The sequence below is a fragment of the Methylobacterium sp. Leaf108 genome (assembly GCF_001423265.1).
Taxonomy (GTDB): Bacteria; Pseudomonadota; Alphaproteobacteria; order Rhizobiales; family Beijerinckiaceae; genus Methylobacterium.
Map to the genome: position 1 here is coordinate 12,587 of NZ_LMND01000010.1, position 15,428 is coordinate 28,014.

The window sequence follows — 15,428 nt, forward strand, 5'->3', positions numbered from 1 at the left end:
CCCTCTCGCGTCAGAGGGCGAAGTCCGCGGCCGTCGCGGCCGGGGCTCCTTTGATGCTGAACTTGAACTCGGGTGACGCGTCGCCCCCCGTGTTCCCCGCGACCACGGTGTAGTCCCCGTCCGCCCGGGCTTCCTGGGTGACGAGCAGTTGCCCGACCCCGGTGAAGGCGGCGCCCGTCGCCAGCGTGAAGGACTGGTTGCCGGTCACGCCCTGGTTCGCGTCGATGCCGCTGAGGTCGATCCGGTCGCCGGGCTGGAAGCTCGCGATGGTGTCGCCGTGGGCCGCCGCCGCGGTCTGGAAGCGATAGGTGTCGGCGCCGAGGCCGCCATCCATCACGTTCACGGCGTCGCTCGCCGTGACGTCGTCGTTGCCGGAGCCGCCGACGAAATTCTCGATGCCCCAGAGGGTGTCGTTTCCGGATTGGCCGCTGGAGACGCCGCCGCGACCGGCGAGGCCGGTGCCGAAGTTGGCCGTAATGTTGGCGGTGATCGCCGACATGTCGAGCGTGTCGATACCGGTGCCGCCTCCCATCTCGTCGCCCCAGTAGCTGTCGTCGCCGTCGCCGAGCTCGGACATGATCAGGTCGTCGCCGTCACCGCCGATGACGATGTCGTTGCCCGCTCCCGCCGTCACGAGGTCGTTGCCGGCCCCGGCGAGGATGCGGTCGGCGCCGGCGTCGCCGTAGACCATGTCGGCTCCCGCGCCGGCCAGGATGTCGTCGCCGCCCGCGCCTCCGAAGACGATGTCGCGCCCACCGCCGGCTTCGATGAAGTCGTTCCCGTCGCCGGCCCGGATGACGTCCGCTCCTTCCCCGGAGAGGATGTTGTCGTCGCCTTCCAAGCCCAGGACCGTGTCGGCCAGTGCCGTTCCGGACAGGACGTCGCCGTTGGCGGTACCCACGAGCTGGTTCGAGGATGGCTCGGTCGGCGGGTTGTCCGTTCCACCGCCGGTGGTATCACCGTCGTCATCGTTTTCGGTGTCGTCGTCGGGATCGGTATCGCTATCCTCGTCACCATCGTCGTCGGGATCGGTATCGATATCGCCGTCATCGTCATCGTCGCCGTCGCCGTCGCCGACGGTGCCGCCGTCACCATTGTCCCCGTCCTCGTCGTCGACGGCGAAGATGTCCTCCTGCAGTCCGGTCAGCCCGGTGTTGCGCGCGACAATGTCCGAGAAGTTCTGGCCGTCCACGATGTTCTCGTAGAAGTCGAAGTTGTCGAATCGGTCGGTGTAGTAGAGGCGATCGCCCTCTTGCAGGCGGTCGAACTGCTCGTGCAGCACGACCCAGAACGTCTGGCCCACGACGCCGCCGTTGATGTGCTGCTCGGCGAGGCCACCGACCCAGAGGTCGACCCGGTCGATGCCGGACACGTACTCGGTGCCGTCGGTCCGCTGGTGGATGGCGATGTCCGGGTTGGCTGCCACGAAGGCCGCACGCTCCGCGGGGGTCGCCAGCACCAGGTCGGGATAGGCCTGCTTGAACTGCGCGATGACGGTGGCGGAGAGGCCGTTCCGGGCCTGGAAGTCCTCCCAGGAGGCGTAGGGCCGGAGGTCGCCCGCATAGCCCACCGCCTCGTGGATGTAGGGATCGGCCGACGCCATGAGATCGGCGCGGACCTGGTTGAGCGAGCCGAGGCCGACATCGCGGCCACGGGCGACGTTGAAGGCGAACAGGTCGGCGCTGATGCGGACGAGGTCGTTGCGCACGGCGTCGACGATGTTGAAGTCGACCTCCTCGGCCGGCTGGGTCGCGACTCCGGCGAGGATGGCGTTGGCCCCGAGCTGCGCATAGCCCGGCTGCGGCACGTAGCCGGGAGGCAGGGGCGCCGTGAATACGGACGCGTCGTTCGACGGGTTGAGGAAGGCGTCGAACAACGCGACCTGCCGCGGCTGCCCGTCGGGCCCCATCACGGTCAGGGTCTCGCCGATCAGCGAGTGCCCGACGCGGTAGACCGCGGAGGCGAACTCGTGGGAGATCCGGGCGTCGACGTCCGGGTTGTACCCGTCGTGGCCGTGGGTGCCTAGCCCGCGCATGCCGCCGATGAGCTGGTCGGCGAACTCGTCGAAGACGACGCGCTGGTACTCCGACTCGTTGAGCATCTTGGCGGCCTGGAACACCTCCTCCGGCGTCCCCTCGAAACCCGCCTCCACGAGGTTCTCGGCATGGAAGTTGTGGTTGCGCGCCCAGATCGTGTGCATGGCGGTCAGCGCCACGTTCTCGTTGGTCCGCCCGTCACCGGCCACGTAGTGGTCGAGCAGGCTGACGAAGGGGTTCGTGTCGAGGAGCAGCGCGTTGCCGCTGCCCATGAAATTCGAAGCGAAGGCGCTCACGGCCTCGGGGTCGAACGCGCCGGCCGCGTTGAACAGGGAGCCGGACCTGGTCTCGGTGATGGGGAAGTTCGAGAAGTAGGCTCGGAAGCTCATCGAGCCGCCGGGAAGCGAGGCGTCGTCGAAGACGGTGTCCGCCTCCCAATGGTGCTGGATGAGCTCGCGCAGGGTCGGCAGCAGGTTGAAGCCGAGGGCGGTCGGGTCGGCCGCGCCGGCGAGGAGACGCGCGCCCACGCCCTGGTTGCCGTCGCTCTCCCGGAGGAACTGACCGACGAGCTCGTGCGAGCCGTAGGCCTGGTTCTGGTCGACGTAGGGCGAGGTCTTGTTGAGGTGCTGGGGTACGCCGTCCACGACGGACGACACCTCTCCGCGGGTCAGGTCGGCGGGGTTGTTGGTGGTCGATGTCCGTCCCGTCCCGAGTTGATCGATCTGCACGATGCCGTTGGCCGCGCTCTTCGGCAGGAAGTCGAGGCCGTGGTCGAAATACTGCCCGAACGCCATGAAGAAGATGTTCGAGCCGTTGGCCTGGTGCGGCAGGCCGGCTTCCTGGGTTCCGAGCACGTTGCTGATGGCGCGGGCGTCGAGGCCGGCGTAGAGCGGATTCAGGGCGTTGTTGCCGATGGCGGGGTCGAAGGCGCCGTAATGGGCGTCCGTCAGGCGGATGAACGGTTGATCGGCAGCGCCGAACTCCGGATGGGCCGGGTTGTTGCCGGCGCCGGAAAGCGAGCGCACGCCGGTTGCCCCGTCCGTGTCATCGTCGTCCTCGAACGCGGGGCGGCCCTGAACGAGGTTCTTGATCCCGGCGAGGTCTGCCACCGTGAGCGCGAATGCGCCGTCGATGCCGCCCCCACCGCCGGGCTGCTCCTCGCCTGGGTCCAGGGTTTCGGCGAAGGAAGGCGTTCCGGCACTCGCATAGGTGATGGTGTGCGAGCCGTGGGTCAGGGTCGTCATACCGTTGGCGTGCGTCTCGACGTAATCGGAACGGGTCGTGCCCGGCGCAAGCTCGATGACGTCCTGCTCCCGAAGCGTTCCCACGATCGTGTCGACGCCGCCGTTGGAGCGGAAGACGATTCGGTGCGCGGAAGAGAGACCGGACACGTCGACGGCGTCGTTGCCGGCCGTGCCCTCGATGGTGATCGTGTTGAGGTTCAGGCTTGTCGTTGAGAAGTCGCCGGAGACGATCACGGTGTCACCCAAGCCCGCGAGCCCGCCGGTGGGAGGATTGGTGCCCGACACCGTGCGCGTGCCGATCCGGATCTCCTCGATGTCCCGCAGCTCCGCGATGATGTTCGCGTTACCGGTGCCGCCCCGCGTGATCACGATCTCGGTCAGGCCGTTGAGGCTTGCGAGGTCGTTCCCGGCGACCGCATCCCACGCCGCGCGGGTGTAGACCCTGAAGGTCTCGGCGGCCAGAACCGCTCCGTTGACGACGAACTCGTCCGTTCCATTGATTCCGCCATCGACGATGTCGCGTCCGTCGTTGGGGTTCAAGAACACTCCGCCGTTCCAGGTGATGAGGTCGTCGCCCGTCCCGCCATCGATGACGTCGGTTCCAGCGCCGCCCTCCACCTCGTCGTTCCCGGCACCGGCGTTGAGGGTGTCGTTGCCGGCACCACCCTGGACGAAGTCGTCGCCGGCGAGGGCGTTGACCGTGTCGTTGCCGCCATTGGCGAGGATGCGGTCCGCGCCGTTCGTGCCGGTGATCGTGGTTCCTTGGGCACCATCGGTGATGGTGTCGCCGACGATGTCCGTCGGTGCCGAGAAGACCCGCTCCGCGTAGCCGCCCTCGTCGGTGAAGCTCACGGCGACACGGACGGGACGGCCGACCTGAGCCTGCTGCGGAGTGAAGTTCTGGCCCGTCGCTCCTACGATGTCGGTCCAGGTTACCCCGTCGGCACCCAGAGATTGCCACTGGTAGCCGAACGTCGCGGGCAAGCCGTTCAGGTCGGCGATGCCGACCGCGCTCGCCTGCAATTGGGACAGTTCCGTCGGGGTCGTGTCGTTGACGGTCGGGGCCCCGGTGGCGGCCACGTTGGTGAGGAACACTGCCCGATCGGCGAACTGGGCCCGCTCGATGTTGTGGAGCGTGTCGACACCGTCCGACAACCTCGTCGCCGGGCCTTGCACGAATCCGGTATGGCTGACCCTGAAGGTGCCATCGCCGAGGTTCATCACCGTGTAGTTGGCGCGAACGTCCGAGAAGACGGCCGTATCGACCTCTCCCGGCGTCGAACCGACATCGAGGACCTCGCGCACGATGTGCATCTGGTCCGGCCGGACGGTGCGGGCGATCATCAGCTCGAAAAGCGACTTGCCCTCCCACTCCGCCGGGAAGCCGAGTGGGTCGCCGGCTTCCCACCCCTCGGGTTTCTGGAAGGCATGCTTGAGGCTGTCGACCGTGGCGATCTCCGCTCCGTCGCCGTTGGCCCCGCCCCTGATGCTGATGCGAACGTTCAGCCAGCGGTCGCCGTCGAGGATGTCGTCGGCGGCGTTGCCCTGGAGTCGGTCGCTGCCCCCGCCGCCGAGCAGGATGTTCCCCGCCTCGAAGAGGCCGTTGGCGCCGAGCGTGACGATCTGGTTCAGCCCGGCGATCCGGGCGAGCCCGGCCGCGTCGAGGCCGTCGTTGAAGAACACCCCTTCGTTGGCCGCCACCGTACCGCCACCGGGATCGGCGGCATCGGCCGCGGTGCGGTCGTCGCCGATCAGCGTGTCGTCGTTCTTCCAGCCAGACAGCGCCTCGGTCGAGTCGAAGCGGTTACGCAGGATGTCGGCCTCCTCCGTCGTAAAGATCGGAATGCGCATGTCGGCGTAGCCGTTGAGGGCGTTGCCCTTGAAGATCGCCCAGTCGAAGCCGAACATGCCCTCGCTGCGCATGACGCTCTCGCCTTGCACCATGATGTCGTCGCCGGACTCGCCGTCGAAATCGTGCTCGTCGCCGCCGGCGAACATGACGTCGTGGCCCTTGATGACGGAGTTGAAGAACAGCTCCGAGTTATCGCCGGCCGTGGTGTCGAAGCCGCCGCCGGCCTCCATCCAGTCGTCGCCCTCGTTGCCCATCAGCAGGTCGGCGCCGTCGCCGCCGAGCACGAAATCGTCCCCGGCTCCCGCGAACACTTCGGTGGAGTCCACCCCGACGAAGACGACGTCCTTGCCGGTGCCACCCATCAGGATGTCGATGCCGTTCGAGTTGGCGATGACGTCGTTACCGCCCTCGCCCTTCAGGAAGTCGCCTGTGTCGCCGGAATCGGTGATGATGTCGTCGCCGTCGCCGCCGTTGACGAGGTCGACGCCCGCGCCGGACTCGATCCGGTCGTCGCCCGCGTCGCCCCAGATCCCGTCGTCGCCGAAGTCCGTGATGATGGTGTCGTTACCGTCGGTGCCCCCCGCAAGAACGTGCTCGCCGCCGGTGAAGCGGAGGTAATGGCCGGAGTCGAACACACGGGCGAGCGCGGCTGTATCGATGAGGGTCGCATCGATGACGGGCCCGGGAGTGGCCAAGGCTTGGCCCGTGCGCAGCACGTTGCCGTCGGCGTCGCGGGCGAAAGGGTCGGACGCGGCATGATAGTCGGGGGTGTTCGCCGGAGTCAGGTCGGACCGGTAGACCGTCTCCGAGGTCCGGATGATGTCGACGTCGTCCACCAGCATCTGGGTGTTGGCCGGGCCGGTGCTCTGGACCACCAGACGCATCTGCTGGCCGGCAAGGTTGGTGGGGATCACGCCGGAGTCGAGCGTGAAATCTCGCCACTGTCCGTTGGCGGGGGGAAGCAGGTCGACGGAGGATACGACGGTGTTGCCGACCATCAGCCGCGCGACGCCGCCGGGCCAGGCGATATCGAATCGGTCGCCCACCTGGAAGGTGTACGTATAGCGGGTGTCGGCCACGAGGGTGGTTCCGACCGCCTGGGCCATCGTGGCCCCGCTCATCAGATAGGCGACGTTGGTGCCGTCGCGTCCTTCGGCGTCGACGGTCGTGGCGAAGGGCGCGAAGGTGCCGCCGCCATGCCCCCCGGTGATGGTCCAGCCCGCAGGGCTCGCGACCGTATAATTGCCGCTGGGGTCGGAGAAGACGCCCGCGGTGCCGGCGATCAGCACCCGATCGTCGAAGCTTCCATTTGCGAGGACGACCGGCCGGGTCACGTCGACGCTCGGCGCGAAGCCGAAGCTCCCATCGGCATCTACCCGGAGCACGGGTGCGTTCCCGAGGTCGGCGTCGGTCAGGACGATGCCGAGCTTGCGGGCGTTCGCCTTGACGTCCGACCAGGTCACCGGGCTGGCGGCGTTTCCGTTGCCGTCCTCGGCACCGTCGATGAGGCGATCCGAGGGCGTGCCATCGGCGTTGTAGTGCCTGACGAGGGCATTCACTGAGGCCTGGAGGCCGCTTATCGCGTTTTCGTCAACGTCCGTCTGCGGGTCGTCGCGCATGACCTTGCCAAGGCCCATAGCCTCGAGCACCGGGTCGTTTCCCGTCGGGTCCTTGCCAACGGTCGTTGGATCGAGAGGATTATCGACACCGTTCTGGTCGACTTGGTTCCTGATGTCGACCTCAAGTTCGTAATCGTAGTCCGCGAAGGCATCGACGCCGATATGGCGCGGGACGATGTCGTCGCCCGTGCCTCGCACTCCATCGGGACCGGGCAGCGCCAGGTCGGTGTTGGCCATCATCAGCTTCGAAAAGGAGTTCTGTTCCAGCTCGACGAGGAAATTCTGCCCCTGGACCCGGGTGAGGTAGTAGAAGCGGTCGGCGTCCTGGAGATTCTCCATCTGTGCTTCGAACACGGCGTTGAAGGTCGAGCCGAGCAGGCCGCCGAACGGCATCTGCTTCTCCGCGAGGCCGCCGATCCACAGATCGACCGCGTTCAAGCCGGTCTCGATACCCGCCCAGGTACCGCGGGAGTTGAGGTAGTCGAGCCTGTCGCCCGGGGCTCCGCTACCGCCGAGGACCAGCGCCATCGCCGCGTCTCGCTTGCCGTCGAGCGTCGTCGCCCCGGCGATCGACGAATGGGTGCCGTAGGCGGCCACGAAGTTGACGATCGACATCGGGTTCTTGAGGTTGCCCGTCATGTCCGCCCAGCTCGTGTAGGGCGTGAGGAAGGTCGAACCCGTGGCGGCGAACAGCTGCGTGCGCGCTTCGTTCAGGGTTGGCGTACCGGTCTCGCGGCCGCGCGCGATATTGATGGCGGCGAGGTCGAGGGGCAGGCCGAGCAGGTTGTTGCGCACGGCGCCGACCACGAACTCGTCGATCTCGCTCCCGCGCTCGACGATCATGCCGCGGATGATGGCGCCCGCGGCGGCATCGTGGTTCAGCGTGGGCGTTCCGTCGGCCGCGAGGTCGCCCGGGCTGTCGAACATCACCGGGTTGAGGAAGGCATCGATCAGCCCGAGATCCCCGTCGAGCGCCTGTCCGTCCGCGCCGACGCGCGGCATGTTTTCGGTCAGCATCGAGTGCCCGAAGCGATAGACCGTGTTGGCGAACTCGGCGAAGATCGCCGGGTCGATCTCCGTCACCGAGTTGAACACGAAGGGGTCGATCAGGGGCTGCACCTTACGGGCGAACTCCTCGAACACGAGGTGCTGGTATTGCATCTCGGTGGCGAAGCGGCCCGCCTGGAACAGGCGCTCGCCGTTCCAGTTCAGCTCGATGCCGATGAGGCCCGTCGAGGCGTCGCCGTCCGCCAGCGCCGTGACGAAGGCATCCCGGTTCGGGGCCGTGGCGAGGCCGGCCTTGATCGCGGTCAGGTCGGCCTGCGTGATTGGGGCGTCGAGCCATTGCCGCACGAAGGCGAGGTCGCCGTCCGTCAGGATCGTCAGCTTATGGGCGTCGACCTGCCGGTTGTGCTCCGAATGGAAGATGTGGTGAACGGCGGTGAGGCCGATGTTCTCGTTCCCGCGCCCGTCACCGGTGGCAAAGTGACGGTCGAGGAGGTCGTTGTCGTACTCGGTGTTCCTGCCGTTGAGCACCGCCACGTCGTTGCCGACGGCATCGCCGGAGTCCGGCACGAGGATGCCGTTTGCCAGGACGGGCACGGCGTTGTGGGCGATGTCGTCGAGGAAGGCGTTGAAGGTGCGCGCGATGGCGAACGTCTCGTTGGCGCTGAGGGTGGTTGGCGTCCCGTCGGCGTTCGCGATGGTTGCGCCCGCGGTCAGTTGCGTGGCCGAAAGCGCGAGGGGCGCCGCGATGCTCCCCGAGACGTAGGCGATGTCACCCTCGGACGTGCGCACCATCACTTGCGGCAGGCCGTTGGCACCGGGAATGAAGGCGCCGTAGGGATCGGTGAGCAGTTGCGGCACCGAAGAGACGTCGCTGTCCCTCAGGTCGATGCCCAGCATCGTCCGCGCCTGCTCCTTGACGTCGTGCCAGGTCGCCAGGCCCCCATTCTCGCCGCCAAGCAGCCGGCCGGTGGAGACGGGCCTGCCGTCCACCATTTCGTACTCGCGCAGGAAGACCTGGTGGGAAGGGTTCGACGTGTAGGTCTGGTTCTGGTCGACGAAGGGCGTGGTGACGTTGCGCTGCGAGCCGTCGACCGGCGTCGAGCGCGTCAGCACCATGAACTGCGCCTCCGGCCGGACCTCGTCGCCGTTCCCCTGGATGCCGTCGGGACCATGGGTCACGAGCGGGTCGTCCGCCGCGAGCGGGATGAAGACCGTGCCGTTGCCGCCCTTCGAGATGAGGTCGAGGCCGTGGTCGAAGAACTGTCCGAAGAAGGTCATCCAGGCGTTGAAGGGTTTCGACAGGCCCTCGTCCGGGGTGACGTTCAGGACGTCGATCGACCCGTTCGTCAGGGTGATGCCTTTGTCCGCGAGGACGCTTGCTAGGTTGGTCTCCAGGACAGCGAGGGCCTCGGCCGAGGTGGTCGCCGGGGCCGACCTCACGGCCTCGTAGGCATTGGTGACGAGCGCCAAGTCGCCGAGGATGTCCGCGGATCCGGCGAGCCTGAGGGCGGCGGCGATGGCGGCCGGGTTGTCCAGGCTCGCGTCGACGACGAGGTTCGAGATGGTGCGCGGATCCGCGTCGGTGACGCTGCCGGCGATCGGGTAGCCGGAGCTCGCGAAGCTGGGATCGAGCAGATGCGGCATGGGTTGGCCGGACGCCCCCCAGGTCTCCCGACCCGGGACGATGTTGTTGTAGGTGCCGTCCACGGTGCGCAGGCCGTACGGGGTGTGGGGGTCGGGAACGGCGCGGGGCGCGTCCGGCAGCCCCGACCAGTTGCCGCCCGTGTCGTAAAGGGCGCGGTCCGTCAGGAGTTCGCCGGTGGCGGCGTCGACCCTCAACTCGGTCAGCTTGACGCCGCTCGCGTGGGCTTCGGCGATCTTGATCTGCCTCAAGATGAAGGTCAGATCCTGCTGGTTGAGATGGACGGCCATGATACCCTCCGCGCGACGCGGGCGGCATTCGCCGACCCGGTCAAATGCGAGGACCGTCCTGTGTTCAGGCCGGCTTCCCCAATCGACGCGAAGGTTTCATTTCCGAATCCTGAATGATATTTGTAAAAACACTCCTCACTGGGGGAAATACCCTACCCCGAGTGTCTTTTCCTCAGCTCGATTTTGGCCATTTAGGCCGCCTGGCACAGGGCGTAGGCCCAGGGTGGTGGAAGACGGAACCGACGTTTCCTGCGGTCGCGCCTGCGGCCTGACATCGAAGAAGCTTCCTCGCGCCAGATGGTTCGACGGACGGCTGCGAGAGCATCGGAGAAGGTCGGCTGCGATTTGGGGTACCACGCTGTCGCCGCGACCTGCCGCCTCTCACGTGCGGAGAGCCGCGTGGCGAGCAGGGTGACGATGGAGAACAGGGCGAGCAGGCAGGGGGTCGTACGAGCGATGGCCTTGTCGGACCATTGACGCTGTGTCTCGACGCCGAGATGGGCACGCGCTTCCTGGAACGTGACCTCGACCTGCCAGCGTCGGACGAACCACGTCACGATCTGCGTAGGGTCTCGTGCGGTGTCGGTGCAGAGCAGCCCTTGCGGCTCGAAGCGGTTCTCGGGATCGCGGATCGGAACCCAGCGGATCGGCACTGCTGGTAGACCGGAATGATGCCAGACGGCGGTGGCCGTGGCGATCTCGATCCTGCGCTCGCCCATGCCGTACCAGCCCGGCACGCGCACCTGCTGCCAGATGGTACCCGGGTCGGTCAGGATCTTGGACAAGGTTGGCCGCCGCACACCCTTCTTACGCGGGCGCCCGATCGTACCGGGAAGCCTTGGAGGCGCTGGATCGTAGAGTGCCGCATCCAGGCGCAGGCGGGTGATGGCGGTGACGCCGCCGCGGCGTAGAGCATCGAGAAACAGTAAGGCCGAGAAGGCGCTATCGCCGACCAGCACGAGATCGCGCCCCGGCAGCCAGCGTCGCACCTGCAAGGCCATCTGCCGTCCGACATCGAGCAGGGTCTTGTGCCGATGACCGCGTTCCCGGCAGGCGCGCTCCGAGGGGACGAGGGCGGTCAGAAACGGCAATGCCCAGACCCGACCAGCCCAGGGGATGGGTGCGAGCAGCATCAGGCTCATTCAGCGCAGGCCGCTCGTCTTGACGAAATGGGCACCGGACGAACGCACCGGATCACGGTAGATCCCGCGGGCCTGGATGCGGCGGCCCCAGCGCCGCTCGATCGTGTCGTCGAGCGCCAGCACCACGGGGCCGTGTGGGACGAAGGCCTCGACGAGCAGCCGAAGCAGCATGTGGGCTCCAGCATGGGGGGACCATGCGGTTCGGCTGAGCACCCGGTGGGTGTTCACGAAATGGCGGTCCCGCGCCCGGCCCATGATCCGCAGCACGCTCGCTACCGTGCGCCGGCCCGGACAGAGGATCGCACCGATCAGCAGGGCCTGAGCGTGCCGCCACGACCGGTGGACGAACAGCGGAGCGAAGGACAGGATGATCCCGGCGAAGCGGGCAGGCAGGTGCGGCATGAGGCGTCTCTGGCGAGGGACACCATAAGCCTATCCATCACGCCCGCTTCGTCACCCAGCGCGTTCCACGACCGGTCGAATGGCCAAAGTCGAGCTCAGAGTCCGTCCGATAAGTCATGCCGCTCGGCCGAGCCTTCGGACGAGGATCATGACGGCGGCGGCGTAGAGGAAGGCCTGGGCCGAGGCGAGGGTCGCCTCCGGGTCTTTCCAAAGGCGACGGTTGCGGCTGATGCGGCGGTCGACGAGGCGCTTCGACCGACCCGCTCGCGGTCCGCCATGACGAGGTGATGGTTGATCCGGCCGAACAGACCGTCGTCGCGCCAGCGCGCAAAGGAGCCGAACGTCGTGCTGCGCGGAGGCAAGTCCTTCGGGATCATCCGCCACGCGATGCCGCCGCGCAGCACGTGGAAAATAGCGTTCAGAATCTTTCGCATCGTCCAGACAGGCGGACGACCGCACGAGGCCGGCTCCGCATCAGCGGCGCGATTACGGCCCGCTTACCATCCGTCAGGTCGGTTTCGTAGCGCATGTCGGCGCGGCTATGCTGCCGGCGAGTGGCCGGGGTCCACATGGCACTTCCAGGTCAGGCTTCGGCACCCTTCTGGAATCACTGCCATTCCGGCCACTCAACCCCTGCCGGACGTTGTCGGACGGGCCCCAATAGAGTCCGGCGGAACGAAAAAGCGACGGCGTATCCGTTGATATCCATGAGGTGTCGCCATACGTCACCAGAATTTCTAAGCACCAATTAGATCCGTTCGATCTCTAAATAACCGATTGTACCAGCATCATCTTGCGTATATCGCGTGTTCCGGATCGCAGCCGGTGCAATTTCCTGTGCGAAGCCCTGGATCTCGTCAGGCGTGCGGTAGAGAAGGTGCCAGTCCATGAACACTTCCATGTAGGCCTCTTCACGGACACCCCACAAGAAATTCGGGATTAGAAGTCTGCCGCCCTCTTTCAGATGATCGAACAGGACTCGCGTAAGGCGCGCCGCCACCCTGGCATCGAGGTAATCGTACAACCCGGCGGCATAGACGAGATCAAACCGCCCCAGATCAGTCCTGCCCGCCAGGATCTGACGGACGGTCGCCTGCCGCGGCTCGATCGCGCGCGAGACCGAGCGGCAATATCCTTCGACCGTAGCTAGGCTTTCGGCGTCCTGGTCAACGGCGAGCAGCCGTCCGACGCGCCCCTCCTTCAAGGCGATACTTAATTCCGCCTCCCGGAGATGGCCGCTGGCCAGAGACAGGATCGAGGGCATCTCGCGGCGGGCGGCTGCTTCGTCGATCTTCGCGGCCAGAATGGAGCGTCTGTGGCGAACCGCCTCACAGGCCGTCACGTCGACGGTGAAAGTCATGACCGTGCGACCAGCTTTCGTAGCTGCTTCCTGCGCAGGTCTCGCTGCCGGATGGCGATACACGAAGTCGATAAGCCCGGCATCGCCGGGGTACCCGCGCGGCTTCGAGAATGAGTGCCATGTGAAAGGACATTCGTGGACCAGATCTGCGATAGCATGAGAACGAGCAGCCGGCAGCACCGCCTCGCGCCACGTCAGATCGCTGAAAGTTTCCTTTAAAATGCTTAAAAGGTCTATGAGCGTATCTGTCAGTGCCGTGTAGTCGCCGGGATCTGCAAGATCGATAATATCGTTCAAGGCCCGACCGACATCGTCGGCTACAACGGGATAAAGCGCTTCCGGCAGTAAAAGCGAATATTTATTATCGACAACCTGCCGTAAGCCACCCTCCAGAGATCTGAAGTTGCTCAGGCGATTGCGTTCACCAACAAGCGAAAGTCCCCCGCTAGCCATATTTTCAACGCCCTTGCGCACCAACGCTCGGAGAATTCCGGGCGCGCAAGTTAAGGTTAACCAGGGGTTACGGCTTGTCCAGAGTGCGGTGCAAACTTTCCCATTGCTTAAAATTTTTGGAGGTGCGTGCGAGCTGGGGGGGCGAACCCGTTGGCAGTTGGATGCCGCCGTGCCTACCCCCTGTAAACGGCTCACCGGGCTCGGTTTCCGGGCGTAGACGCGCAGGTAATGCGTGCTTCACGCAGGCTCTCGCGGCGTAAAGACGCGATGCTCGAAGGTTGTGGACCGAGCCAGCGCATGGACGATCGGCGCCCGAATGGTAGGCGTCTGTTTTCATTCCTTTAGGGTTTTAGGAAATCTGCGCTGCTACCACCGTGTGGGAGGCGCCAGAACGATGGCCACAGCAACGCTAGATCTGCTCGACCAGGAACTCGGAAAGCGTTGGTTCGAGCGTCGCTCGCCTCAGCTCGATGCGGCCTTCGAGGTGCAACACTCGAAAGCCCTGCGCTTGGAGCTCACAAGGGCGTGCCAGTTCGTCGGCATGTTGTACGTCGCGTTCGGGGCGATGGACGCCCTGCTCATCCACGACATGCTCCCCTACATCCTGCCGCTCCGCTTAGCCGTAGGTGCGGTCTACGTGGTCGCGATCGGAATGCAGGTTGGGCGCGGCGTGGGAACGCGCATCCTCGAATTTCAATGCGCGATCGGAATCGTCATCGGCTTCACCGCGTGGCTGCTCCTCGCCTCTCAGAGCAAAGAGACAACGGCAACGCTGTACTATGCCGGCTACGGGCTGATATTTATGCTCGTTGCCAATCTTTTTTTCAATCTCAGCTTCGAGTTCGCGCTTCTATCATCGGGTCTGATATCCGCAGTTTTCCTGATTTGGGCGCTGATGTTCGTCGGCGATACTACTTATATTATATGTTTCGGATCACTATACCTATTCAGTTTTATGTTGACCGTTTTTCTGAACTATAAGTACAATCGCGAGCGCTATCGCGTTCACTTGAATGCATGTCGGGCAGAGTTGCGTCAGCAGGAGATCGTGAAACGTGGCGAAGAGCTCGTTAGGCTGTCGACCACAGACGCCTTGACCGGCCTGGCGAACCGCCGGGCGATCGACGACATCCTGCGAAATCTTTGGCTCGACAGCAAAGAGTCGAACCAAGCGTTCGGCGTTATTCTGATCGATGTCGATTACTTTAAATATTACAACGACCGATACGGGCATCAGCAGGGTGATCGCTGCTTGGCCGGGATCAGTCGCGCGATGTCGAGTATGGCCGAGCCTCGACGCTACGCCCTCGGCCGCTTCGGCGGCGAGGAGTTCGCCGCTCTTTTTGCGGCCGATTCGATGGAACAGGTCGCCGCGTTCGCCGAGGAGATCCGCCTGGCGGTCGAGAGCTTGCAGATTGGCCATACGGCGCGCCGCGATCACCTCTCGGCAATCACGGTCAGCATCGGCGCGGCTTTTTCGGGGGATGTTGCCGGCGACAAACCCGAACGGACGGTCACGGCGGCAGATATTGCACTCTATGTGGCGAAGGATGAGGGGCGTAACTGCGTCCGGATCTTTGACCGGCGGATGTTGGAATCCGACGCGGGCGACACCCTCACGGCTGAGATGCTGCGCTCGGCCGTCACGGAACAGCGCATCTCGGCGGCATTTCAGCCCATCGTCGACGTGACGTCCGGCCTGATTTGGGGCGCGGAAGCCCTGATGCGCCTCAAGGACCCACAAGGTCGGGCGATCTCGCCGGACACTTTTATCCCCGTGGCCGAGCGGACGGGTGTCATCCTCGAACTCGGCGAATGGATGCTGCGCGAGGCCTGCGATCTTCTGGCCAGCGAACCCTCGCTTCCGGTCGTCAGCGTCAACGTCTCCTGGCGGCAAATCGAGGACCCAAACTTCGTGGGCGTCATTGTCGCGATTGTCCAGGCCGCCGGGATCGCGCCCTCCCGCTTAGCCCTCGAGATCACCGAGGGTGGCCAGATCAGCGGAAACCCTCGGGTCGCCCTGCTAATGGAACAGCTGTCCGCGATCGGGATCCGCGTTTGGCTCGACGATTTCGGAACTGGGTTTGCCGGCCTGACCTGTCTCAGCGAGTTGCGCTTTGACATGGTGAAAATCGATCGATTTTTCGTTCAGAGTTGCGATACCCCACGGGGCGCAAAGCTTCTGAAAAACATCATTGATCTCGTAAGTAGCTGCGCGCAGCGAACGATTGTGGAGGGCGTCGAGGAAGCGGACCAAGTCGAACTCGTCGCCTCCTTCGGCGTCGACCTATTGCAGGGCTACCACCTTGGGCGTCCGATGTTGAAGCAAGAACTTATCCTGCAGATCGCCAAAAATTATGTAGTGGTGTGACCGACCTTT

3 protein-coding genes and 2 pseudogenes are annotated in these 15,428 nt (G+C 65.2%); 1 reads left to right on the plus strand and 4 read right to left on the minus strand.

Annotation, left to right across the window (positions count from 1 at the left end; all coding sequences use genetic code 11):
• Nucleotides 1-10: 10 nt before the first annotated feature.
• From ASF39_RS07750 to ASF39_RS07760, 4 genes and pseudogenes are all read right to left on the minus strand, one after another.
• Nucleotides 11-9,691 (minus strand): peroxidase family protein, encoded by a 9,681-nt coding sequence (locus ASF39_RS07750; RefSeq protein ID WP_056282499.1) that lies wholly within the window; start codon nucleotides 9,689-9,691, stop codon nucleotides 11-13.
• A gap of 191 nt (nucleotides 9,692-9,882) precedes the next feature.
• Nucleotides 9,883-11,235 (minus strand): annotated as a pseudogene (locus ASF39_RS07755) (transposase).
• Nucleotides 11,236-11,349: 114 nt separating this feature from the next.
• A pseudogene (locus ASF39_RS20340) lies at nucleotides 11,350-11,806 on the minus strand (transposase).
• 177 nt (nucleotides 11,807-11,983) lie between these two features.
• Nucleotides 11,984-13,069 (minus strand): class I SAM-dependent methyltransferase, encoded by a 1,086-nt coding sequence (locus ASF39_RS07760; protein WP_244472315.1) that lies wholly within the window; start codon nucleotides 13,067-13,069, stop codon nucleotides 11,984-11,986.
• A 373-nt stretch (nucleotides 13,070-13,442) separates the two neighbouring features.
• On the opposite strand from ASF39_RS07760, the gene ASF39_RS07765 reads away from it, so the two are divergent.
• Nucleotides 13,443-15,419, plus strand: coding sequence for a GGDEF domain-containing phosphodiesterase (locus ASF39_RS07765; protein WP_056282505.1), 1,977 nt, complete (start codon nucleotides 13,443-13,445; stop codon nucleotides 15,417-15,419).
• Nucleotides 15,420-15,428: the final 9 nt, after the last annotated feature.

What these genes read in the sequence shown, in the direction of transcription:
- ASF39_RS07750 (WP_056282499.1), bottom strand. Translation starts at nt 9,691, where the DNA reads ATGGCCGTCCATCTCAACCAGCAGGATCTGACCTTCATCTTGAGGCAG.
- ASF39_RS07765 (WP_056282505.1), top strand. Translation starts at nt 13,443, where the DNA reads ATGGCCACAGCAACGCTAGATCTGCTCGACCAGGAACTCGGAAAGCGT.